The following is a 21,242-nucleotide window of genomic DNA, read 5'->3' as shown; positions in this document are numbered from 1 at the left end:
CAACCCCTAGTGAGCCAACTCTTTGATGCATTGCATGGCATCGGGGCGCGGAACGGAATAGCCGAGTTGTCGGGGGGGTCACTTTCACCTGTCAGCTACTGCGTGCCGGCAGACGGAACACATGAAAGAACGGTCAGCTACAGCGCTACCCGGACCACTCCCCAGGCCAATTTGATTCTCGGTGCGGCCACCTTGGGCTCCAGGGACGGAAGTCCCTTTATCCATAGTCACTGCCTCTGGACCACTCCGGACGGGGTGCTGCAGGCGGGCCACATCTGGCCGGAAACGCAGATCGGGCAGAGCCCCCCGGTTGTTGTGCTTCATGCCTTGCACGACGTCGACCTCGTTAGTGCGGACGACCCCGAAACTGCGATGCCGGTTTTCACGCCCCAACTCGTAAAGGATTCGACCATGCCGGAAAACCAGCGGGAGCGGGGAGAGACTTGCCGCTCAGTTATCGCCCGAGTCTGTCCCAACGAGGACATCACCTCGGCCGTCAAAACCATTTGCGCATCCGCCGGCATACGAACCGCAGCCATCAGGGGCGGAATCGGCAGCCTCATCGGGGCAACCCTCACCGGGCCCGCAGAGCGGGGGCCGGTCAGGGTTGAGGGGCCTGGTACCGAAGTAGCGACTCTTGTCGGGCTGCTCACGACGAACACGGCAGGCGAACCGGAGGTCACCATCAACTGCACCCTTGTCGACAAATACGGGCAGGTTCACGCAGGCACCCTTGTCCCCGGGGAAAACCCGGTTGCTGTCACCTTTGAACTCCTGATCCAGGAACTCAACCCCATCCCGGGGGGAACCGATCTCCCCGAGCACCAGAAAGAGGCACTGGCATGAATGTCCTACTAACTACCGATTTCCTTGGGGATGAAGGAGAAGCCGAGCTGACCGAATGGCTTGTGGAGGACGGCGAGGAGGTCACCGAGGGACAGCCTATTGCCGAACTGGAGACATCCAAAACCAGCAACGAGATCACTGCTCCCCGCGCCGGGACCATATCCCTCACAGCTAAAGAGGGTGACATCATCTCGGTCGATGAGAGCATCGCCACTATTTCGTAGGAGCACACCATGACAACTTATGACGCACACAACCACGGCATGGCGGGCCTCCGCCTTATGGCATCAATTCGGGAATTTGAAAGCAAAATGCCGGAACTGGCCGACGAAGGACTAATCCGAGGTTCAACACACCCTTCGGTCGGCATGGAAGCGGTTGCCGTCGGGATCTCCCTGGCACTGGGGGAGGAGGACTCGATTGCGAGTAACCACCGTGGCCATGCACACTGCCTGGCTCGCGGTTCCGATCCGGGGCGAACCATGGCGGAAATTCTCGGCCGGCAGGACGGGTACGGCCAGGGCAAGGGTGGATCCATGCATATCGGCGTGAAAGAGCTGGGAATCCTCGGCACCAACGGAATTGTCGGAGCCGGTATCGGCCTCGCTACGGGAGCCGCCCTTGCCGCCAAGATGCAAAACACAACAGCTGTCTCCGTTGCGTACTTTGGCGACGGCGCCTCCAACCAGGGTGTCCTGGCGGAAGCCCTGAATCTTGCAGCGATCTGGAATCTTCCCGTGCTGTTTGTCTGTGAGAACAACCATTACGCCCAGTCAGCGTCAATTGAGCAGATGGTCGCCCAACCGGATCTGGCGCAGCGCGGCATTGCCTATGGAGTTCACTCTGTGAATGTGGACGGCATGGACTTGGAAGATGTCTACCGTGCAGCCGCCGACGCCGTGGCGCGCGGGCGCGACGGCGATGGACCCACCCTCATAGTTGCCGACACTTATCGGTATCTGGGCCATATGGCAGGTGATACGGAAATATACCGAAAACCCGATGAGGTTCAGCAGTGGCGAGATAAAGACCCCATTGCCCGCTTGGTCGCCACCCTCATTGAGGCAGACGTCCTGACGCAGGAACGCTGGCTGGAAATACAGGCGGAAGTATCCCGCGAGATGGACGCCGCGGAGGAATTTGCCCGCAATTCACCTTTCCCCGATGTATCCACAGCGACAACCGATGTATATCAGGAGACCGTGGCATGAAGACCGTGAAGACGCTCAGCACCTGGCGCGCACTGAATGCAGCGCTGCATGACATCCTCGAGGACACCCCCACTGCGTTTGTGATGGGGGAGGACATCACCACGTGGGGCACAGGTGGAGGGATCTACGGAGTTACCAAAAAGCTGGTCACCGACTTCGGATCCGACCGCGTACGTGACACACCCATCAGCGAAGAGGTCATGATTTCTGCAGCCGTCGGGGCTGCGATGAAGGGGTCACGGCCGATCCTCGAGATCATGTATTCGGACTTCAGTTTCCTCGGCTTTGACGGCATCATCAACCAGGCCGCGAAAGCGCGCTACATGTTCGGCGGGCAGTTCGACGTGCCTTTCGTGTTGCGTACAAACGGAGGTTCGGGAATAGGGAAGGCCGGCCAGCATTCGCAGTCGCTGGAAACCCTCTTTGCCCACATTCCCGGTCTGGAAGTTGTGGTGCCCGGATCGCCGGGCGATGCTTACGGCCTCCTGCGGACTGCCGTGGCCAGCAACAACCCCACGATTTTCCTTGAGCACAAGAACCTGTACTACGACAAGGGGCCGGTGAGCTTTGAGCCCATACCGTTTGGCCAGGCCCGCATCGCCCGGCAAGGCACCGATGCAACCGTCGTCGCAACTCAGCAAATGCTGAAGCGCTCCCTCGCTGCCGCACAAGTCCTACAGGACGAACACGGCATCAGCATCGAAGTTATCGATCCCAGAACCTTGTACCCCTTCGATATGGACACCGTCATCACTTCGGTGCGCAAAACGAGGCATCTGCTTGTTGCCCATGAAGCCGTCCGTGACTACGGGTGGGGTGCCGAATTCGTTGCCTCCGTGGTGGAGGAAGCCTGGAATGACTTGGACGCGGCGCCTCGGCGCCTTGGCGGGAGCAGGAGCCCCATCCCTTACAGCGAGAAGCTCGAAAGTGCGGTCATCCCTGCCGAGGCGGAGATAGTTGCCAGCGTTCTTGCTCTCCGCAATGCAACGGTAAAGGTCTGAGCATGGTTCCGGGACGGATGGCGGGCAAGACCATCATCATCTTCGGGGGAGGATCGCAGGAAGGGGAAATGAACAACGGGTTGGCAGCGGCGTTGACCTACGCGCAAGAGGCGGCGGATGTGTTCATCGTGGATGCTTCCGAGCGTGCCCTGGCCAATACGCTCAAGTGCCTGGACTCTGCCCGCCCGGCAGGCGGCAAGTGGGGTGGAGCTGTTGCCGACGTGTCAGACAGCGATGCCGTGAAGGCGGCAGTGGAGGAGTGTGTCGCCCTGTTGGGCAATCCGCACGTCCTGCACAACAATGTCGGAATCGCCCGTATGGGAGGCCCGGTGGAGATGTCCCTGGAGGAATGGAAATTTGTCCTCGACGTCAATCTAACCGGAGCCTTCCTCTCCACAAAACACGTGCTGCCCCTGTTCCTGGAACAGGGCAGAGGGTCGATTGTGAACATTGCCTCGATAGGCGGGCTGCGTTACCTGGGGTACAACTATCCAAGCTATTCCGCGAGTAAAGGAGGTCTCATCCAGTTCACTGTGAATGTAGCCCTGGAATACGCCGCACAAGGGATCAGGGCCAACTCAATTGCCCCCGGGTTGATGGAAACGCCGATGATGTACAAGCAGATCGCGGGCAGTTACGAATCGGTTGAGGCCATGGTGGCAGCGCGGAACAAGCTGAGCCCTACGGGAAAGATGGGGGACTCCTTCGATGTTGCGCGCGCGGCCCTCTTCCTTGCCTCGGACGAGGCCGGGTACATCAACGGAGTGTGCCTGCCCGTTGACGGCGGATTGTCGGCAGCAGTGACACACTAGTCTGCCGAGGTGGTTCGCTACCTCATGGGCGCAGGTACAGGTGCCGGTCAACCGGCGGTTTCCGCTCCGCTGTCCACCCGGCTGAGCAGCTGGAGCACCAGCCGGGTGAGGGTGAACGCGGCGTCCATGTCGTAATCCGGCTGGCTGATGTCCGCGAACAGGTGCGAGGCACCCATGTAGAGGAAAAGGTCGGCGTCCGGCGTGGACGCGGCCAGGTTCTCCGCGGCGTCGAGGTCCCCGCTGTCCACGAATTCCTCATCGGCGTCCATGCCGTGGATCTGCACCGGCACGCCGTCCGGCCAGGTGTCGGCGAAGGCGCCAAGCGGGATGCAGCCGCTGACCAGCACCGCGCCACGGGCACCGGGCCGGGTCTGCGCCAGCCGCTGCGCCGGGATCACACCGAGCGAGAAGCCGATATAGACCATTTCCGCAGGGAACCGGTTCGCAATACTGACGCCGAGCTCTTCGATGGTGTCCATGCCGATCTTCTGGGCATAGGCCACCCCGTCCTCCAGATCGGTGAAGGTACGCCCATCATAGAGATCGGGCACCGTCACCGTGTGGCCCGCTTCGCGCAGGACCTCGGCGAAGGCATCCATGCCGGAGGTCAGGCCGAGCGCGTGGTGGAAGAGCAGGACGTTGGCCATGGGGACTCCTAGGGTTCGACGAGGATCCCGTCCTCGTCGGCGTAGAGCGTTGCGCCGGGACGGAAGGTGACGCCGCCGAACTCTACGGGAACATCGATTTCACCGACAGCGTCCTTGGCGCTCTTGCGCGGATTCGATCCCAGCGCCTTCACGCCCAGCGGCAGCTTGGCGACGGCGGCACGGTCACGGATGGCGCCGTTGATAACGACGCCGGCCCAGCCGTTCTCCACGGCGGCCCCGGCAATCAGGTCCCCCATCAGGGCGGTGTTCAACGACCCGGCGCCGTCGACCACCAGCACCGCGCCGTCGCCGGGGGAGTTCAGCAGAGACTTGATGATGCCGTTGTCCTCCCGGCAGCGGACGGTGCGGATCGGGCCGGTGAAGCCCACATGCCCGCCCAGGTCCTGGAACTGCAGGGACACCGAGGCCAGCTCGTCGCCGCGTTCGTCGTACAGGTCAGCTGTGCTTGTTTTCATGGCACCACTGTGACAGACGGCACTGCAGCGAATCATCCTGCCACGCCGAGGGGTGGCTGTCAGCCGGCCCTGCGGTTTGTCCGGATCCCTGCGGTTTTCCCCAAACCGCGGGGAAATGCCGTGCGCGTGTGCGAGGGTTGGCTACGTCCGGGCCTGCCGGGCGTGGGACTTGAGCACGTCCACGATTTCCAGCAGGTCCGCTACCGAATGCGTGCGGCTGTCACGGGTGGCCTGCGGCCAGCCGCCGGGCAGGCCCTCGTTGTAATACAGACCGTCGGCCAGCAGGGTGATGGCGCGGGCAATGCCCGGATCGCCCACCTCGTCGTGGACCAGGTCGAACCAGCTGCGGTGGATGTCCTGCAGCAACTCCGAGGCCACGGGGTCGGAGGCCTGCGCCAGGCGGACGACGCCGATCAGGGCCCGGTCCAGCTCGCTGCCGACGTAGACCGAGCTGCGGACCAGATACCGCGCCGGCCCTTCCGGATCCTCGCGCATGGTCTGCAGATCAGTGGCAGCGAGCCCGCGGAGCTTCTCGATCAGGGCACCGGCCATCGCTTCCTTGTTCTTGAAGTGATACAGCAGGCCGCCTTTGGAAACTTCGGCGCGCGCGACGACGGCGTCCAGGGTGGCGCCGCGGGGGCCTTCGTTGATGAGCAGCTCCTCGTAGGCATCGAGGATACGGTCCCGGGCGGGACGAGAGTTGGGCATGACTTCACGCTACGCCATCAGCCAGCGAAAGGGCCGCAGATTGCCACCATACAGTCTAGACGGTACAGTAGTTTTTCGGGTATTTCCCGTGATGAATTCCTAACGCAGTTCCACAAGGAGGAAGCCGTGCTGGCGGTCCAGGAAAATCCCGCAGTTACGCGTGCAGGCACGCGCGAATGGTGGGGACTCGCAGTCCTGATGCTGCCCGTTCTGCTCATCTCCATCGACAACAACGTCCTGAGCTTCGCCATCCCGTCGCTGTCGCAGGCACTGGCACCCACCGGCGTCGAACTGCTGTGGATCGTGGATGTCTACGCCCTGGTCCTGGCCGGCCTGCTGGTGCCCATGGGCAGCCTCGGCGACCGGATCGGCCGGCTCCGCCTGCTGATGATCGGCAGTGTGGGCTTCGGCGTCTTCTCCCTGGTGGCCGCGTTTGCGCCCTCGGCGGCGCTGCTGATCGTGGCCCGAGCCCTGATGGGTGTCTTCGGTGCCATGCTGATGCCCGCCACGCTGTCGCTGATCCGTAACATCTTCACCGACCCGTCGCAGCGCCGCATCGCGGTGGCCATCTGGGCGGCCGGTTTCTCCGGCGGCGCGGCCCTCGGCCCGATCGTCGGCGGCGTCCTGCTCGAGCACTTCTGGTGGGGCTCGGTGTTCCTGCTGTCCATTCCGGTGCTGCTTCCCCTGCTGATCTTTGCCCCGATCCTGCTGCCGGAGTCCAAGGACCCCAGTCCCGGCGCCGTCGACATTCTCGGCGTTGTGCTGGTGATGGGGGCCATGCTCTCGGTGACGTACGGCATCAAGGAGTTCGCGCACGACGGCGCCGGGTCGGGCCTGCCGTTCATCGGCGTCGGCCTGGTGCTCGGCTTCCTGTTTGTCCGCCGCCAGCTCTCGCGGGAAAAGCCGATGCTCGACGTCCGGCTGTTCCGGAACCCGGTCTTCACCGGCTCCATTGCCGCGAACCTGCTCAGCCTGTTCGCCATGGTGGGCTTCATCTTCTTCCTGTCCCAGCACCTGCAGCTGGTGGTGGGACAGACACCCATCGAAGCCGGCCTGACCATGCTCCCCGGCCTGGTGCTGACCATCATCACCGGCCTGGCTGTGGTGCCCCTGGTGAAGCGGGTCCGCCCGGCGATTGTGGTGGCCGGCGGGCTGCTCTTCAACGGAGCCGGTTATGCCCTGGTTTTCGCTGCGGGGGAGTCGGTGACCGTGCTCGAACTGGTCATCGCGTTCCTGCTGCTCGGCGTGGGCGTGGGGGCCGCGGAAACCATTTCCAATGACCTGATCCTGGCCAGCGTTCCGCCGTCCCGCGCCGGATCCGCCTCGGCTATTTCCGAGACCGCCTATGAGATCGGATCCGTCCTGGGCACTGCCGTGCTGGGCAGCATCCTGACCGCGGCCTACCGCAACGGCGTCACCGTTCCGTCCGGGCTGGATCCCGAGCAGGCTGCTTCGGCCGGAGAAACCCTCGGCGGAGCGGTGGAGGCTGCCCGGGGCCTGCCTGCCGAGGCGGGCTCGGCGCTGCTGCATTCGGCACAGGCCGCCTTCGACTCCGGCGTCAACATCACCTCGCTGATCGGCGTGGTCACCATGGTGCTGGCTGCCGTGGGTGCAGGGGTGCTGCTGCGCCGGGTTCCGGCTCACCGCTAGTCCCCGTGCGGGGGTTAGTCCCGGTGCGGCCGGGCGATCAGCACCGGGCAGTAGGCGTGCGCGGCCACAGTAGTGCTGACGGAACCGAGCAGCAGCCCGGCGAAACCGCCGCGCCCGCGGTTGCCCACCACCAGCATCTCCGCCCCGCGGCTGGCTTCCATCAGCACCCCGGCGGTCTGCCCGGCCACCGCTGACTGGGTTAGATCCTCAGGAATGCCCTTCCCTTCGAAGGCTGCTTCCACCGCCTCGGCCAGGCCTCGCTCGGCTTCCACCCGCGGCGACCATTCGGTGGTGGGAAACGGCGTGGCCAGCATTGCCGGAAACTCCCACACCGTGATGGCATCAATACGGCAGTCCAACAGGTCCGCCAGCCGACGGGCCAGGCGAAGCGCCTCCAGCGACTCCTCCGAACCATCGACTCCGACCACAATCCGTTTCCGGGTTCCCTCAGTCATGGTGTTCCTTCCAGGGCAGTTGGATAAGCAGCAGTTTGCGCCCCCGGCGGCGGGCAGGGCCAGAGCAGCGGCGAATTGCGCGGTGGAACCGCGGACTTGAGTAGAACTGACAATCGGGCATAGGGTAATAAGCATGCTTACGTTAGCGTGAGCGCCCGCCTATTACGGCGGTCCGAACAGGACCGCCCGAATGGACTGACCTACCGAAAGTGGGAACTTCTATGACCAACGGCAACAAGTCGGACCAGTACACCTTCCAGAACCCGGTGGACCGGTACCCGTCCATCGCACCGCCCGTCCAGGACCAGCCCGAGCCGGGCCTGGATAAGGACATGACCCCGCACGTGGACCACGGCGAGGACACCTACCGCGGCACCGGCCGTCTGGAGGGCCGCAAGGCGCTCATTACCGGCGGCGACTCCGGCATCGGCGCGGCAGTGGCCATCGCCTTCGCACGGGAAGGCGCCGACGTCGCCATCTCCTACCTCCCCGAGGAGGAGCCGGACGCCCAGCACATTGCCGAGGTGGTCGAGAAGACCGGCCGCAAGCTGGTGAGGCTTCCCGGTGATCTCAAGGATCCCGAGTACTGCCGCCAGCTGGTTGAGGATGCCGTTTCGGCCCTGGGCGGTCTGGACATCCTGGTCAACAACGCCGGCAAGCAGATTGCCGTGGAGAACCTCGAAGATCTCTCCGACGAGCAGCTGGACCACACCTTCAAGACCAATATCTACTCGTTCTTCCGGGTGACGAAGGCTGCGCTGAAGCACCTGCCGGCTGGATCGAGCATCATCAACACCACCTCGATCCAGGCCTACGAGCCGTCCGCCGACCTGCTGGACTACGCCAGCACCAAGGCGGCCATCAACAACTTCACCAAGGGCCTGGGCCAGCAGCTTGCACCCAAGGGCATCCGCGTGAACGCCGTGGCGCCGGGGCCGTTCTGGACTCCGCTGCAGCCGTCCGACGGACAGCAGAAGGAGGCGCTGACGGAGTTCGGCCAGAGCACCCCGCTGGGCCGCGCGGGCCAGCCCACCGAACTGGCTCCGGCCTACGTCTTCCTGGCGTCCCCGGAATCCAGCTACGTGATCGGCGAAACCCTGAACGTCAACGGCGGCACCCCGTCGCCGTAACGTCTGCGGTTTTCTCCCGCTAGAACTGAGGCCCCGCATCTGCGGGGCCTCAGTTGTTTAAGCTGCCGGGCAGCGTCCCGGTGACCGGTCCCTGTCCGGCGTCTGTCCCGCACAGCATCCCACTGGGTGGTGCTGGTGTTGCTGGCGGGGTCCCAGGGGTCACATCCGTCCCAAAGCGTGGGACACCGTGCAGGTGTCCCGCACAGCGTCCCACCCGGTGGTGCTGGTGTTGCTGGCGGGGTCCCAGGGGTCACATCCGTCCCAAACCGTGGGACACCGTGCTGGAACCCCACCCGGACCAACAAAAACGGCCGCCGCAACTCCCGGAAACCGGAGGGTTGCAGCGGCCGCAGGGACCGAAAATCCGCGTCTTAGCGGGTGATGGTCTCTTCCGTGCGGAAGTCTGCACGGTCAATACGGCGGTGGTAGCGCATACCGGCCAGGCCGCCCAGGATGGCGCCCAGCAGGGTGGCCACAAGGCTGGCGGCGACGGCGATCCACGTGCCGGCGTCCATGCCTTCCAGGTTCTCCGGAAGCGGTGCAACCGAGTTCAGCTGGCTGATGCTGCGGATGTCGTTGCCGAAGATCAGGCCCAGGACGATGACGACGGCGGCCGCCACCAGTGCCCACAGCCAGACGGCCAGACCCTGCTTGGCTCCGTTGAAACGTGCCATACGGCCGGCGACGTACCCGCCGGCGAAGTAGGAGAGCAGCAGCACCAGAAGCATGATGATGGCACCGATAATCCCGGCGGACTGGTTGGCCGCGGCGGATTCCAGGGCCTGGCCCAGGTTGGTTTCAGCCGAGAGGCCCACGGCAGCGCCGATCGCGGCGGCCAGTGCCGAGAGCAGTACAACCATGCCCGTAGCGGTCAGCCAGCCGAAGAAGGCTGCACCGAACTTGAAGCCGCCGAAGCGTTCCTTCTCCCGGGCGAGCAGTGCCTCGCGGTTGGGCAGGGCCGCCTCGCGGGTGTGCTCGGCGTTCCGGTCATCGTTCCGGCGGTCACGGTTCCGCACGGCGTCGCTGTCGTGCTTGTCGTTCCGGCCGTGGCGATCGCGGTCATCGTTACGGTCGTCGGCGGTGTCGCGGGCCGCCGTGTCGCGCCGGTTCTCGGCGTCGGTGCCTGCGTCGCGGTGATCGCGCACGGCGGATACCGAGGTGGCACCCCGGTGTTCGCCGGAGCCGTCCGCGCCGTCCGTGTCGGAGGAACCGGCACCGGCGACCGGTGCAACCCGGGTGCGGGTGTCTTCGGACCCGGAGCCGGACCCGAAGCCGGCATCGGTGTCAGAGACCGGCGCCGTACGGGCGGCGTCGTCGTCGTAACCCGCTGCCGGTGCGGCGGCATGGCTGCCAGAGCGGCGGCCGGAGGTGTGCAGCGGAGCAGCGGGAGCCGTGGCGGCGTCGGTGTCCATTGCCCGGGTGGCGGTGTCCTCGCGGTGCCCGTCCACGGGAACGGCCTGGCTGTCGTCGACGGGTACCGGCCGATCGGAGCGGTCCCGGAACGGGCCGCCCTCAGAGGCGCCGCGTCCGCTCGTAGAAGCGTTAGTGTTCCCTGGTTCGGTGCTCATTTACTGCTCTCCTGTTTTCCGTCCGGTGAATCGGGCTGAAGATGCCACCTTATAAGCATCCTTAGTAATACCTCCACCTAGCCGCACCGGTGTGCGCCAAAGCACGTCGCCGGTTAGCCCCCGAAATCCGCGCGGAACGGGAAAACCGAAACCACCCGGACGGCAAATACGCAGGGGAGTAGACAGCTGGTGGAACACTGGGGGGATGGATCCGGACCTTCTTGTAACCATTGCCGCAGCCCTGGTGATCGCCGTGGGCCTGATCGGCATTGTGGTGCCGGTACTGCCGGGCAGCATCCTGATTATCATCGCCCTGCTGGGCTGGGCCCTCGGGGTGCAGAGCGCGCCGGCCTGGTGGGCCTTCGGGATCGGCGCGGTGCTCCTGATTGCCGGTATGCTCGCCAGCGCCTTCCTCACCGGACGGCGGCTGAAGGAACGGGAAATCCCCAAGCGCTCCATCGTGGCCGGCGTAGGCGTGGGCATCGTCGGCATGTTCACCATTCCCGCCGTGGGCCTGTTCATCGGGTTCGCCGTCGGCCTGCTGCTCAGCGAGTGGCTCCGCAAGCGGGACCTGCCCACAGCCTGGTCCTCCAGTGTGGCCACCCTGAAGGCCATGGGCATCGGCATTCTGGCCGAACTGGCGCTGGCGCTGACCGCCGGCGGTCTCTGGGGCGGGGCCGTCTGGCTGCACTTCGCCACCCGGTAAGCAAGCGGAGCGGATAAAGCACCGCCGGCGGACTTACTAGGCCCCGGTCACGAATCCGGCAAGGTTCCGCAGCTGGTCCGCGCGGCAGTCGGGGTTCACGTACATCATGTGTCCGGCCTGGTAGTAGTGGTGCGTGAACCGGGACCGTGCTTCCTCGCTCAGCCGCATGTGCGCCCAGACGTATTCCGCGGCGAAATGCGGTGTGGCGCCGTCGTAGTACCCGTAGTCCACGTGCACCCGCAGGGCCGGGTTGTGCACCATTAACCGCTCCAATGTGCCGGTAACGTCTACCGGAACTCCCTCGAAGGTCTTGTAACTCCACGGCTGGACCCGGCCGCTGAGGATCTCGTACGGAAGATCGTTCTCGTAGCCGAGCTCAGCACGCACATAGTGGTTGATGGCCGCGGAATAGGGGCCGTTGATGGCCACCAGGCTGGGATCATCCCAGTTGATCCAGTCCTGCTGATGCGCCGGCGCGGCAGTGAACCGGCCGTCGATGCGCCCCACCGCCAGGTTCTCCTCGCGCAGCAGCTCCGCGGAAAACATGGCATAGTCCCAGCGCAGGTTGGTCCGGCGGATGAAGCCCTCACCCAGGGTGGTGATCGCGGCCAGGCGGGCGACGACGTCGTCCAGTTCCTCCGCGCTCAGCCGGGCGCCCTGGGTCAGCGCATAGCCGTACTCCCGGGAGGCGTACTCTTCGGCTTCGCGGACGACGTCGGCCAGCTCGCGTCCCGGGTGCCGGCCGTGGAAATGCGCGATGGCGGCGTAGGTGGGCAGATGCAGGGCATAGGGGGTGTCCCGACCGGGCGCGAAATCCAGGGTGGCCAGGTTCAGCACGGTGGAGATCAGGCCGAGGCCGTTGACCGCCAGGCCATAGGCGTCGAACAGCTTCCCGGCCACAGCCACCGCACGCAGGGTGCCGTAGGACTCGCCCACCAGGTACTTCGGACTCAGCCAGCGGTTATTGCGCGTGGTCCAGAGCCGGATCACCTCGGCCACCAGGTCCCGGTCCTCCTCGAACCCGTGGAACTCGGCGGCGTCGTTGCCGTTCACCACCCGGGAGAAGCCGGTATTGACCGGATCGATCAGCACCAGGTCCGCGTATTCGAGCAGGGTCTGCGGATTGTCCACCAGTCCGAACGGGGGAGGGGTCAGCGCACCGGCGTCGCCCGAGTCCACCATGCGCGGGCCCAGCAGCCCCATGTGCAGCCAGACCGAGGAGGAACCCGGGCCGCCGTTGAAGGCGAAGACCACGGGACGGCGGTTGGGCCCGGTTTCCGGGGCGTCCGCAGTGTAGGAGACCAGGAAAATCTCCGCCTTGGGCCGGAACCCGTCCGACTTCCCGTCCTTGACTTCTTCCTTGCGGAACACCATCCGTCCGGTGGTGCTGGTGTACGCCAGGCCCGAAGGCAGGGTGTGACGGCGGACGGCAAAGTCATCGGTAACGTCCGGTGCGGTGGCTGCTTCCGGGGCGGGGGATGATTCGGGGACGGCGGCGGGAGAGTGTTCCTGGGAGACCATGGCAAGGACACTACAGGTGCTTCCGGGGTTAGGCCGGGAGGAAAACGGCTTGGTTGTCAGCTGCGTCCGCCAACTGTTCTGTCTGCTCTTCCGCGGGCTTCGGCGCGGGTCTACGTTGGAAACACCGTGACCGGCAACGGCACCTCCAAGCGAGGGGGAAGCCGACTTCGGCGCCGGTCCACAAGGTGCGGAGGAATGTATGTTTTTCCATAAACAGGAACTCCAGTTCAAATCCACTCCGGAGAAGCCGGATGCCGTATACGCCCGGAAGCTGCAGGAGGCCCTGGGCGGACAGTACGGCGAAATAACGGTAGCCATGCAGTACGGATTCCAGTCCTGGAATGCGCACATCCCGGGTAAATACCGGGACCTGCTGTACGGCATCGCCGCCGAAGAAATGGGCCACGTGGAAATGCTGGCCGTCATGATTGCGCAGCTGCTGGAAAAGGCTCCGCTGGGGATTACCGGCGACGCGGTCCAGGATGATCCCACCGTTGCGGCGGTGGTGGGCGGCATGGACGTGCAGCAGGCCATCGTGGCCGGCGCCGGTGCCCGCCCCGCGGACAGCAACGGCAACCCCTGGACCGGCGGCTACGTTACGGCCAGCGGCAACATGCTGGCGGACTTTACCTCCAACGCCAACATTGAAATGCAGGGCCGCCTCGCCGTCGCCCGGCTCTACCACATGACCGATGACCACGGGGTGCGGGACCTGCTGGCGTTCCTGCTTGCCCGGGACACCATGCACCAGAACCAGTGGACCACCGCGGCCCTGGAACTTCAGGCGGAGAACATGGAACAGCTGCCGGTACCCAGCAACTTCCCGCTCAACAAGGAACACCGCGAGGTGTCCTACCAGTACCTGAACTTCTCCGACGGGAAGCATGCGAAGGAAGGGTCCTGGGCCAAGGGGCCGACGCCGGACGGCAAGGGCGAGTTCAGCTACCACGACGGTCCGACCACCACGGCTCCGATGCCGCCGCCCACCCGCCCGGACGCCCGGTACTACGGCACCACCGACGTACCCAACCCGGTCGAGAAGGCAGCAGGGGCTGTGCAGGACAAGCTGAACAAGGAATAGCCCCCTACGGAAAACCGGGCGGAGCGGGGGCTCTGTCCGGTTTCCTGCTGTCCGGGTAACGCGGTCAGCCCTTCGTGACGGTCGGTGCGGTTTCCGGCGTACCGCGGGAGGTGAGCTCCGGGGCCGGCTTGGCGTAGAACAACGCCGCGAGCAGGGCAAGGAGAATGACGGCCGCGGGCAGGTACAGGGACTGGCCCATGGCCTCCGAATAGCCGGCCTTGAGTGCTTCGGGGAACGCACCGGCGGCCGGTGCCGTGCCGCCGTCGGCCGCTCCGCCGCCCAGGTGCGCCGTCAGCCGGGACTGCATGATCGCGGCGATGGCGCTGCTGCCGATCACCGCGCCGAACTGCCGGGTGGTGTTGTAGACGCCCGAACCGGCGCCGGCGACGTCGGCCGCCAGGTTCCGGGTGGCCGTCAGGGAGACCGAAGGCCAGATGCAGGCGTTCGCCAGCCCCATCAGGAGCATGGGAAGCACAAGCTGCCAGTAGGGCACGTCCGGGCTCAGAAGCGTGCCGAGCCAGATGAGGGACACCGCCATGGCGGCAAACCCGAACACGGCAATGAACTTGGGGTTCCCGCGCTGCACGGTCTTGCCGGCGATCGGGGCCAGGACCCCGGACAGGACCGCCATGGGGGCCAGCAACAGGGCCGCCTGCGTGGGGCTCAGCCCGCGCACGTTCTGCGCAAAGAGGATCAACGGAAGGGAGAATGCCGTGACGGCGAAGCCCATGCCGGTGATGGAGATATTTGCGAGGGAGAAGTTGCGGTCCCGGAAAAGCTTCAGCGGCAGCAGCGGCTCGGCACGGTTGAACCGCTGCCACAGCACAAACGCAGCGAGGAGCACAACACCGGCAATGATCAGGGACCAAACGGAGACGGGTCCGGCGATGGTGCCCCAGTTGTAGCTTTCGCCTTCCTGGATGCCGAACACCAGGGCGAACATTCCCGCGGCGCTGAGCAGGACGCCCAGATAGTCGAAGCGGTGCACGGACGTGGCAAGCTTCGGCACCAGGCGGTAGGCGAGGATGAAGCCGACGACGCCGACGGGAACGTTGATGAAGAAAATCCATTCCCAGCCGAGCGCGTCCACGAGGACGCCGCCCAGGATGGGTCCCACCAGGGTGGCGACGCCGGCGGTCGCGCCCCACAGGCCCAGGGCAGTGCCGCGCTTGTTCGGCGGGAAGATCCGGGTAATCACGGACATGGTCTGCGGAGTCATCAGCGCGGCGCCGAAGCCCTGGAAGACACGCGCCAGGATCAGTGCGTCCACGCTGTTCGCGAAGCCGCACCAGAGGCTGGACAGGGTGAAGACCACCAGCCCGATCAGGTAGACGCGGCGCGGGCCGAACCGGTCGCCGAGGCGGCCGGTGATCAGCAGCGGCACGGCGTAGGCCAGCAGATAGGCGCTGATCACCCAGATGACCTTGTCCAGGCCGGCATCCAGGTCCGCCATGATGGCCGGGGTGGCGATGTTGACGATTGTGGAGTCCACCAGAATCATGAAGAATCCGATGACCAGGGACCAGAGGGCCGGCCAGGGTCTGATGTCCGGCGTGGAGGTATTCACAGTGCGTTGGTGCCGTTTCGGTCTAGAAAGTGGAAGAGGCGCAAAAAGAGCCGAAGTCCATTGTGGACCTACTTCCGTGCACGGCATACCCCCGGGCGGTTCGTGACGAAACCCTGCAGCTTCGAAACTCACCGGTCCCGATCCAGGTCCCGACGGCTGCGGCGGGCGTACGATGCGTGCATCCGGATGCGGGGACCGGGTCCGTATTACCTATCACTGTCCGTTCCAAAATCACTGTCCGTCTCAAAACAATGGAGTTTTAGATGAGCGTCAATGCCGCGTCCGCCGTGCCCTCTTCGGGCCGGATGAGCCGGGAGGAACGCAAGGTCCTCGCCGGAACCCTGGTCGGCACCACCATCGAGTGGTACGACTTCTTCATCTACGCCCAGGCCGCCGGCCTGGTCCTGGCCACCCTGTATTTCGGTCCGATCAACGACGGACCGCTGGGTCAGGTGGTCTCCTTCGCAACCATCGGCATCAGCTTCCTGTTCCGCCCGCTGGGCGCCGTCGTCGCCGGGCATCTGGGGGACCGGATCGGCCGGAAGAAAATGCTGGTCTTCACGCTGGTCATGATGGGCATTTCCACGGCCCTGATCGGTGTGGTGCCCACCTACGCGCAGATCGGCGTCGCCGCGCCGATCCTGCTGATTGTGCTGCGCATTATGCAGGGCTTCTCCGCCGGCGGGGAATGGGGCGGGGCCGCCCTGTTGTCGGTGGAGCACGCTCCGGTGAATAAGCGCGGGTTGTTCGGCGCCTACCCGCAGATCGGCGTGCCTATCGGCATGATCCTCGCGACGTTCGTGATGTACGTGCTGAGCACCAGCCTGAGCGAAGAGCAGTTCATGGCGTGGGGCTGGCGCATCCCGTTCCTGCTCTCGGTGGTGCTGATCGTCGTCGGGTACTTCATCCGCCGTTCGGTGGCGGAAAGCCCCATCTTCAAGGAGATGCAGGAGCGGAAGAAGGAATCTTCGGCGCCGTTGAGCCAGCTGTTCCAGCACAACAGCCGCGAGGTGATCCTCAGCGCGTTGATCTTTATTGCGAACAATGCGGCCGGATACCTGGTTATTGCCTTCTTCGCTTCCTACGCCACCGGCAAGCCGGACGCGGGCGGGCTGGGGATGGACCGGCCCTCGGTGCTGCTGGCCACCACGCTGGGGTCCTTCGGATGGCTGATCTTCACGCTCTACGGCGGAATCCTGTCGGACCGGATCGGCCGGGTCCGGACTTTCCAGATCGGCTATGCCTGGGTGTTCCTGTGGTCGGTCCCGATGTTCCTGCTGATCGACACCACCAACATCGTGTTGTTCGCCGTGTCGATTTTCGTCCTGACCATCGGCCTGGGCCTGTCCTACGGTCCGCAGTCGGCGATGTATGCCGAGATGTTCCCGGCCCGGGTGCGGTACTCGGGTGTCTCCATCGGGTACGCGCTCGGGGCCATCCTGGGCGGGGCCTTCGCGCCGACCATTGCCCAGGCACTGCTGAACGAGACCGGCTGGTCACCGTCCATCGGCCTCTACATCATGGTGCTGTGCGTGGTGTCCTTTGTGGCGGTGACCATGGTGAAGGAAACCAAGGGAGCGGACCTGCACGTGGAGGGAGTGCCGAAGCAGCGGTCCCGGCACTAGCTGGACTGACCTAGCGTTCCAGCACACCGATCTCGATGCCCGACTGGTCATAGATCCGCAGGGTGCCGCCGTCGACGTCGGCGGCGGCACCCGCGGCGAGCCACGTGTCCATTCCGGGCGGGCAGGCCATCAGGGTGGTTGCCATGTCCCGAAGGGTGACGCGGTTGCCGGAGATGCTCCAGTGTCCCATCAGCCGGTTGCAGCCGTCCGTGCCGCTGACCCGCCCGTCGGGGCTGAAGTCCAGGGACGGCGCTTCGGGGTCGGCGGTGTCGCCCCACGCGCCGGTTACATCGGCTGCCGGCGTGGGGTCGCCGGAACCGCCGGAACCGCCGGACCCGCCGGCGCCCGAACCGGAACCGGTTCCGCAGGCGCCCAGCAGCAGTGCCCCCGCCAGCACGGGGAGCAGCACCCTGCGGATCAGAGCCACTTGTTCCGCTTGAAGGTCACGTACAGGATGGCGCCCATCCCGAACATCGCCACGATGGCCAGCGGATAGCCGAACTGCCAGCTGAGTTCGGGCATGTGCTCAAAGTTCATGCCGTAAATGGTGCCCACCAGGGTGGGGGCAAAGAGGATGGCGGCCCAGGACGATATCCGCTTCACCTGTTCGTTCTGTTCAATGCTGGTCTCCGCCAGGCGGTTGGACGCAAGCGTGGAGGAGAGGGTGAGCGCGTTGTCCAGGATGGCGCGGTAGGCGTTGACGCGGTCGATCAGGCGCAGCACGTGGTCCAGCACATCCCCGAGGTTGTCATGCAGATCCGCCGGGATGCCGTACTGGTCCGCGTTCTGGCGCAGTTCACCGACCACGCTTTCCAGCGGACTGATGGCGCGGTGGAACTGGATGACCTCGCGGGAGAGTTCGTAGATGCGGCGTGACACTTCGGCGTCGCCGCCGAACAGCTGGTCCTCGATCTCGTCGATGTCGTTTTCCAGCCCGGCCGCCACGGGGGCGTATTCGTCCACCACCTGGTCCAGCACGGCATAGAGCACCGCCTGCGGGCCGAGCGCGAGCAGTTCCGGTTCCTGTTCCAGCCGCTTGCGGACGCGGGTCAGGTCCGGGGATTCGGCATGGCGCACTGTCACTACGAAGTTGGGGCCCACAAACAGGTGCAGCTCACCGAACTCCACGCGTTCGACGTCGTCCAGGTAGCGGGCGGGACGAAGGACCAGGAACAGCTGGTCACCGTACTGTTCAAGCTTGGAGCGCTGGTGGCCGGCCAGGGCGTCTTCAACAATAAGCAGGTTCAGGCCGAATTCCTCGGCCACTGCCAGCAGTTCCACCTCGTCCGGGCGGTACAGGCCAATCCAGGCCATGCCGCCGGAGCTGCGGGTCAGCTCGAAGGTTTCATCCAGGCTGTCCGGGTCATGGTGGCGCTTGCCGTTCACATACACCGCATTGTCGACCAACGTCATGGACATTCCCCTAGCGTCTAAACCGAAAAACCCGTCTTTGGCCGGGCATCAGGCGGCGGCCAGTGTCCATTATCCCTGTCCGCGGGTTGCCGTGCCGCTTGGTGCCGCGCGCGGGCACCGTCGGGGCCGCGTCCCGGCCCGTGCAGGGCCCGCAGGGCATTGAGTATGGCCGCCAAATCCACCAATTCCTGGGTCAAGGCACCGGCGACCGCCGGAATGTACCCGAAGGCTGCCACCAGCATCAGGACCAGGCTCAGGGCGATGCCGAGCCGGATGCTCTGCAGTGCCACCCGAAGCGTGTGCCGGCCGATGTCGACGGCGACGGCCACGCGGGAGAGGTCATCGGCAACAATCACGGCATCGGCGGACTCGCCCGCCGCGGTGGACCCCCGGGCACCCATGGCAATGCCGACGTCGGCCGCGGCCAGCACCGGGGCGTCATTGACGCCGTCGCCCACCATCAACACCGGACGGCCGGGCAGGGCGGCAACCACGCGGACCTTGTCCGCCGGCAGCAAACCGGCGGAGACCTGCGTGATACCCAGTCCGTGAGCCACGCTGTGTGCCGTCCCTGCGGCGTCGCCGGTGAGCATCACCGTGGAGCGGACGCCCATCCGCTGCAGGGCCGCAAGCGTGGCCGCGGCATTGGGGCGCACGGTGTCGCTGAGGACCAGGGTTCCGGCGAAGGTGCCGTCCACACCGACATAGACGGCCAGTTCGCCCGGCTGCAGTGCCTGTTCTGCCGGCTTCGCGCCGGTGCCGGAGATGAACCGCTGCTTGCCCACCCGGATCCTGCGGCCGTCGATCAGCGCTTCGACCCCGTTGGCGGCCGCCTCGGAGGCATATTCGGCGGGCAGCAGCGTCAGCCCCCGTGCGGTTGCGGCCGACTGGACGGCGGCGGCGAGGACATGTGGGGAATACTGCTCCGCGGATGCGGCGAGGGACAGCAGCTCATCCTCGGTGAACGGCGGCTGCGGATGTACGGCCACAAGTTCCGGCCGTCCGGCGGTCAGCGTGCCGGTCTTGTCGAACGCGGCGGTGCGGATCCGGGCGAGCTGCTCCAGCGTTGCCCCGCCCTTGACGATGATGCCGTGCCGGGCGGCGCGGCTCATGCCGCCAATAAAGGCCACGGGTGCGGCGATCAGCAGCGGGCAGGGCGTGGCCAGGACCAGCACTTCCGCGAACCGGACGGGATCGCCGCTGGCGAGCCAGGCCGCACCGGCAATCAGCAGGGAGAGCCCGGTGAACGGCAGGGCATACCGGTCCGCCAGCCGCACCAGGGGTGCCCGCGACGCCGCGGCCTCCTGCACCAGGGCCACAATGCGCTGGTACTGGCTGTCCGCCGTCGTCGCCGTGGCGCGGATGCGGACGGCGGCGGTGCCGTTGACCGACCCGCTGAGCACCTTCTGCCCGGCGCTGCGCAGGGCGGGCAGCGATTCACCCGTGAGCGAGGATTCGTCGAACTCCGCGGCCGGATCCAGCAGGATGCCGTCCACGGGCACCAGTTCGGCAGGCCGTACCAGCAGGATGTCGCCGGGCCGGACATCGGTGGCGGCAACGTCGACGACGGCGTCCGCTGCCACCCGGTGCGCACGCTGAGGTGCGCGCTCCAGCAGGGCATCAAGCTCGCTGCGCGCACGCCCGGCGGCATAATCCTCCAGCGCCTCCCCGCCGGAGAGCATCAGCACGATGATCAGCGCGGCCAGGAACTCCCCGACGGCGACGGTGCTGAGGATGGCAATGACCGCCAGGATATCCAGTCCCCAGTTCCCGGCACGGATGTTCCGGACCATCCCCACGGAGGTCCTCAGCGCCACGGCGCCGGCATACAGGCTCGCGGTCCGGGCCGCAGCGGTGCCGGCATCGGCGGCAAGCAGGGCAAGGACCGCCAGGCCAACGAGCAGTGTGGCGAACACCAGCGGATAACGGCGCACCGCGTCCGGGATTCCGGTTGTTCTCCTCCTCCACATACTTTCCGTTTTAAGCCTGTCGGCGGGCTCTTTCCAGCAAGAGAAACCTTGCCTAACTTCGGCGAAGCGCGGCGGTGCCCGCCTGTATCAGCGGAGGGCGGCTTCGATCCGCCGGGCAGTTTCAGCCAGGCGCAGTCCCATGGCATCTTCATCCTTGCCGGAGCCGAAATAGACCACCGACACGGCGGCGGGCAGCTGGCCGGCAGCCGTGACGGGGGCGGCAACGGCGGAGACTCCTTCAATGACCTCGTTGTGGCTGACGGCGTAGCCGCGTTCGCGGGCCGCCCGGCTTTCGCTGCGGTATTTCTGTCCGGGGGCCAGCCGGTCCCACTGGTCCTCCGTCATGGCGGACTGGATGGCGATGCCCGGCGCGCCGGCGGTGAAGGAGTGCCGGGTGCCCGGGCGCTGGATGAGCGCGGTGCGGCTGTGGGTGGGTTCCACGGTCATCAGGGTGACGCAGTTCTGCCGGTCCCAGACGGCAACGAAGGCCGTCATGGACAGCTCGTTGGCCAGCAGGCTGAGCTCGGGCAGGGCCGCCGACTGGAGGTCCCGCGACACGCCCCGGGCCAGCGCCGCGAGGCCGGGAGCGGCCGAAACCCGGCCGGCGTCGTCGCGCATTACCAGCGAGTGGGATTCCAAGGTCCGCAGGATCCGGTAGGCGATGGAACGGTGCACCCCAAGTCCATCGGAGAGTTCGGCAATGCTCAGCGGGTTCTCCGCGTCGGCGAGAAGTTCCAGCGCGCGGATGCCGCGGGAGAGGGTCTGGGACTGGGAGCCGGCTCCGGCCGGCTCAGGGGGTGTCATGCGCCAATCCTAAGCGCCCGCCGCACCGCTGTGACGTGTGCCGTTGCCCGC

Annotated in this window: 21 protein-coding genes; 10 read left to right on the top strand and 11 right to left on the bottom strand. The window is 65.7% G+C overall.

Going from position 1 to position 21,242, the window contains the following annotated elements:
* The first annotated feature begins 9 nt into the window (after positions 1-9).
* From LOC60_RS16260 to LOC60_RS04000, 5 genes are read left to right on the top strand one after another with little or no spacing between them, the layout of a single operon-like run.
* Entirely contained in the window at positions 10-846 is an 837-nt protein-coding gene (locus LOC60_RS16260) for a PCC domain-containing protein (protein WP_230022338.1), read from the top strand.
* On the top strand, positions 843-1,070 hold the full coding sequence (locus LOC60_RS04015) for a biotin/lipoyl-containing protein (protein WP_230022330.1): 228 nt from the start codon (positions 843-845) through the stop codon (positions 1,068-1,070). The genes LOC60_RS16260 and LOC60_RS04015 overlap by 4 nt, the downstream gene beginning before the upstream one ends.
* A 9-nt stretch (positions 1,071-1,079) precedes the next feature.
* Complete coding sequence (locus tag LOC60_RS04010) at positions 1,080-2,057, top strand: thiamine pyrophosphate-dependent dehydrogenase E1 component subunit alpha (protein ID WP_230022319.1); 978 nt, start codon at positions 1,080-1,082, stop codon at positions 2,055-2,057.
* Positions 2,054-3,058 carry an alpha-ketoacid dehydrogenase subunit beta gene (locus LOC60_RS04005; RefSeq protein ID WP_230022316.1) on the top strand — a complete coding sequence of 335 codons (1,005 nt, stop codon included), beginning with the start codon at positions 2,054-2,056 and terminating at the stop codon, positions 3,056-3,058. The genes LOC60_RS04010 and LOC60_RS04005 overlap by 4 nt, the downstream gene beginning before the upstream one ends.
* 2 nt (positions 3,059-3,060) lie before the next feature.
* Positions 3,061-3,870 carry an SDR family NAD(P)-dependent oxidoreductase gene (locus LOC60_RS04000; RefSeq protein ID WP_230022313.1) on the top strand — a complete coding sequence of 270 codons (810 nt, stop codon included), beginning with the start codon at positions 3,061-3,063 and terminating at the stop codon, positions 3,868-3,870.
* Positions 3,871-3,917: 47 nt separating this feature from the next.
* Here LOC60_RS04000 and LOC60_RS03995 read toward each other — a convergent pair whose 3' ends face one another.
* From LOC60_RS03995 to LOC60_RS03985, 3 genes are all read right to left on the bottom strand, one after another.
* Complete coding sequence (locus LOC60_RS03995) at positions 3,918-4,517, bottom strand: dienelactone hydrolase family protein (protein ID WP_230022310.1); 600 nt, start codon at positions 4,515-4,517, stop codon at positions 3,918-3,920.
* An 8-nt stretch (positions 4,518-4,525) separates the two neighbouring features.
* Positions 4,526-4,993, bottom strand: coding sequence for a ribonuclease E activity regulator RraA (gene rraA, locus LOC60_RS03990; protein WP_230022308.1), 468 nt, complete (start codon positions 4,991-4,993; stop codon positions 4,526-4,528).
* Positions 4,994-5,134: 141 nt separating this feature from the next.
* Complete coding sequence (locus LOC60_RS03985; RefSeq protein WP_230022305.1) at positions 5,135-5,701, bottom strand: TetR/AcrR family transcriptional regulator; 567 nt, start codon at positions 5,699-5,701, stop codon at positions 5,135-5,137.
* A gap of 129 nt (positions 5,702-5,830) precedes the next feature.
* Between LOC60_RS03985 and LOC60_RS03980 the strand changes: the two genes are divergently transcribed.
* On the top strand, positions 5,831-7,351 hold the full coding sequence (locus LOC60_RS03980; RefSeq protein ID WP_231713159.1) for an MFS transporter: 1,521 nt from the start codon (positions 5,831-5,833) through the stop codon (positions 7,349-7,351).
* 14 nt (positions 7,352-7,365) lie between these two features.
* Here LOC60_RS03980 and LOC60_RS03975 read toward each other — a convergent pair whose 3' ends face one another.
* Positions 7,366-7,806, bottom strand: coding sequence for a universal stress protein (locus LOC60_RS03975; RefSeq protein ID WP_230022299.1), 441 nt, complete (start codon positions 7,804-7,806; stop codon positions 7,366-7,368).
* Between the two features lie 221 nt (positions 7,807-8,027).
* Here LOC60_RS03975 and LOC60_RS03970 point away from each other — a divergent pair, with 221 nt between their 5' ends.
* Positions 8,028-8,936, top strand: a complete 909-nt coding sequence (locus LOC60_RS03970) for an SDR family oxidoreductase (protein WP_230022296.1) — start codon at positions 8,028-8,030, stop codon at positions 8,934-8,936.
* 371 nt (positions 8,937-9,307) lie between these two features.
* Here LOC60_RS03970 and LOC60_RS03965 read toward each other — a convergent pair whose 3' ends face one another.
* Positions 9,308-10,504, bottom strand: a complete 1,197-nt coding sequence (locus tag LOC60_RS03965) for a hypothetical protein (protein ID WP_230022293.1) — start codon at positions 10,502-10,504, stop codon at positions 9,308-9,310.
* Between the two features lie 205 nt (positions 10,505-10,709).
* Here LOC60_RS03965 and LOC60_RS03960 point away from each other — a divergent pair, with 205 nt between their 5' ends.
* A complete protein-coding gene (locus LOC60_RS03960; protein ID WP_230022290.1) occupies positions 10,710-11,210 on the top strand; it encodes a DUF456 domain-containing protein in 501 nt (166 codons plus the stop codon).
* A gap of 36 nt (positions 11,211-11,246) precedes the next feature.
* Here the strand turns inward: LOC60_RS03960 and LOC60_RS03955 are convergent, their stop codons facing one another.
* Positions 11,247-12,731, bottom strand: coding sequence for a S10 family peptidase (locus LOC60_RS03955; protein WP_230022287.1), 1,485 nt, complete (start codon positions 12,729-12,731; stop codon positions 11,247-11,249).
* 199 nt (positions 12,732-12,930) lie between these two features.
* Between LOC60_RS03955 and LOC60_RS03950 the strand changes: the two genes are divergently transcribed.
* Positions 12,931-13,812 (top strand): manganese catalase family protein, encoded by an 882-nt coding sequence (locus LOC60_RS03950; protein WP_230022273.1) that lies wholly within the window; start codon positions 12,931-12,933, stop codon positions 13,810-13,812.
* Positions 13,813-13,876: 64 nt separating this feature from the next.
* Here the strand turns inward: LOC60_RS03950 and LOC60_RS03945 are convergent, their stop codons facing one another.
* A complete protein-coding gene (locus tag LOC60_RS03945) occupies positions 13,877-15,313 on the bottom strand; it encodes a DHA2 family efflux MFS transporter permease subunit (RefSeq protein WP_230022878.1) in 1,437 nt (478 codons plus the stop codon).
* Positions 15,314-15,642: 329 nt separating this feature from the next.
* On the opposite strand from LOC60_RS03945, the gene LOC60_RS03940 reads away from it, so the two are divergent.
* Complete coding sequence (locus LOC60_RS03940) at positions 15,643-17,004, top strand: MFS transporter (RefSeq protein WP_230022270.1); 1,362 nt, start codon at positions 15,643-15,645, stop codon at positions 17,002-17,004.
* Positions 17,005-17,014: 10 nt separating this feature from the next.
* On the opposite strand, the gene LOC60_RS03935 is transcribed toward LOC60_RS03940, so the two are convergent.
* The 4 genes from LOC60_RS03935 to LOC60_RS03920 all read right to left on the bottom strand — a co-directional run bounded on the left by LOC60_RS03935 (position 17,015) and on the right by LOC60_RS03920 (position 21,191).
* Positions 17,015-17,431, bottom strand: a complete 417-nt coding sequence (locus LOC60_RS03935) for an META domain-containing protein (RefSeq protein ID WP_230022267.1) — start codon at positions 17,429-17,431, stop codon at positions 17,015-17,017.
* Positions 17,422-18,417 (bottom strand): magnesium and cobalt transport protein CorA, encoded by a 996-nt coding sequence (locus LOC60_RS03930; RefSeq protein WP_230022263.1) that lies wholly within the window; start codon positions 18,415-18,417, stop codon positions 17,422-17,424. Before LOC60_RS03930 ends, LOC60_RS03935 begins: the two co-directional genes overlap by 10 nt.
* A gap of 17 nt (positions 18,418-18,434) precedes the next feature.
* Positions 18,435-20,387: a heavy metal translocating P-type ATPase gene (locus LOC60_RS03925; protein WP_230022260.1), complete on the bottom strand. Its 1,953-nt coding sequence runs from the start codon at positions 20,385-20,387 to the stop codon at positions 18,435-18,437.
* Positions 20,388-20,474: 87 nt separating this feature from the next.
* Positions 20,475-21,191, bottom strand: coding sequence for an IclR family transcriptional regulator (locus LOC60_RS03920; RefSeq protein ID WP_230022258.1), 717 nt, complete (start codon positions 21,189-21,191; stop codon positions 20,475-20,477).
* Between the last annotated feature and the right edge of the window lie 51 nt (positions 21,192-21,242).

The sequence above is a fragment of the Arthrobacter sp. zg-Y769 genome, assembly GCF_020907405.1.
Classification (GTDB): domain Bacteria; phylum Actinomycetota; class Actinomycetes; order Actinomycetales; family Micrococcaceae; genus Arthrobacter_B.
The sequence above is the reverse complement of the archived record's forward strand: the minus strand, read 5'-3'. Positions and strand labels throughout refer to the sequence as shown.

What these genes read in the sequence shown, in the direction of transcription:
- LOC60_RS03940 (WP_230022270.1), top strand. Translation starts at nt 15,643, where the DNA reads ATGAGCGTCAATGCCGCGTCCGCCGTGCCCTCTTCGGGCCGGATGAGC.
- LOC60_RS04005 (WP_230022316.1), top strand. Translation starts at nt 2,054, where the DNA reads ATGAAGACCGTGAAGACGCTCAGCACCTGGCGCGCACTGAATGCAGCG.
- LOC60_RS03950 (WP_230022273.1), top strand. Translation starts at nt 12,931, where the DNA reads ATGTTTTTCCATAAACAGGAACTCCAGTTCAAATCCACTCCGGAGAAG.
- LOC60_RS04000 (WP_230022313.1), top strand. Translation starts at nt 3,061, where the DNA reads ATGGTTCCGGGACGGATGGCGGGCAAGACCATCATCATCTTCGGGGGA.
- LOC60_RS04015 (WP_230022330.1), top strand. Translation starts at nt 843, where the DNA reads ATGAATGTCCTACTAACTACCGATTTCCTTGGGGATGAAGGAGAAGCC.
- LOC60_RS03970 (WP_230022296.1), top strand. Translation starts at nt 8,028, where the DNA reads ATGACCAACGGCAACAAGTCGGACCAGTACACCTTCCAGAACCCGGTG.
- LOC60_RS03955 (WP_230022287.1), bottom strand. Translation starts at nt 12,731, where the DNA reads ATGGTCTCCCAGGAACACTCTCCCGCCGCCGTCCCCGAATCATCCCCC.
- LOC60_RS03920 (WP_230022258.1), bottom strand. Translation starts at nt 21,191, where the DNA reads ATGACACCCCCTGAGCCGGCCGGAGCCGGCTCCCAGTCCCAGACCCTC.
- LOC60_RS03985 (WP_230022305.1), bottom strand. Translation starts at nt 5,701, where the DNA reads ATGCCCAACTCTCGTCCCGCCCGGGACCGTATCCTCGATGCCTACGAG.
- rraA (WP_230022308.1), bottom strand. Translation starts at nt 4,993, where the DNA reads ATGAAAACAAGCACAGCTGACCTGTACGACGAACGCGGCGACGAGCTG.
- LOC60_RS03965 (WP_230022293.1), bottom strand. Translation starts at nt 10,504, where the DNA reads ATGAGCACCGAACCAGGGAACACTAACGCTTCTACGAGCGGACGCGGC.
- LOC60_RS03925 (WP_230022260.1), bottom strand. Translation starts at nt 20,387, where the DNA reads ATGTGGAGGAGGAGAACAACCGGAATCCCGGACGCGGTGCGCCGTTAT.
- LOC60_RS04010 (WP_230022319.1), top strand. Translation starts at nt 1,080, where the DNA reads ATGACAACTTATGACGCACACAACCACGGCATGGCGGGCCTCCGCCTT.
- LOC60_RS03960 (WP_230022290.1), top strand. Translation starts at nt 10,710, where the DNA reads ATGGATCCGGACCTTCTTGTAACCATTGCCGCAGCCCTGGTGATCGCC.
- LOC60_RS03945 (WP_230022878.1), bottom strand. Translation starts at nt 15,313, where the DNA reads ATGATTCTGGTGGACTCCACAATCGTCAACATCGCCACCCCGGCCATC.
- LOC60_RS03975 (WP_230022299.1), bottom strand. Translation starts at nt 7,806, where the DNA reads ATGACTGAGGGAACCCGGAAACGGATTGTGGTCGGAGTCGATGGTTCG.
- LOC60_RS03930 (WP_230022263.1), bottom strand. Translation starts at nt 18,417, where the DNA reads ATGACGTTGGTCGACAATGCGGTGTATGTGAACGGCAAGCGCCACCAT.
- LOC60_RS03995 (WP_230022310.1), bottom strand. Translation starts at nt 4,517, where the DNA reads ATGGCCAACGTCCTGCTCTTCCACCACGCGCTCGGCCTGACCTCCGGC.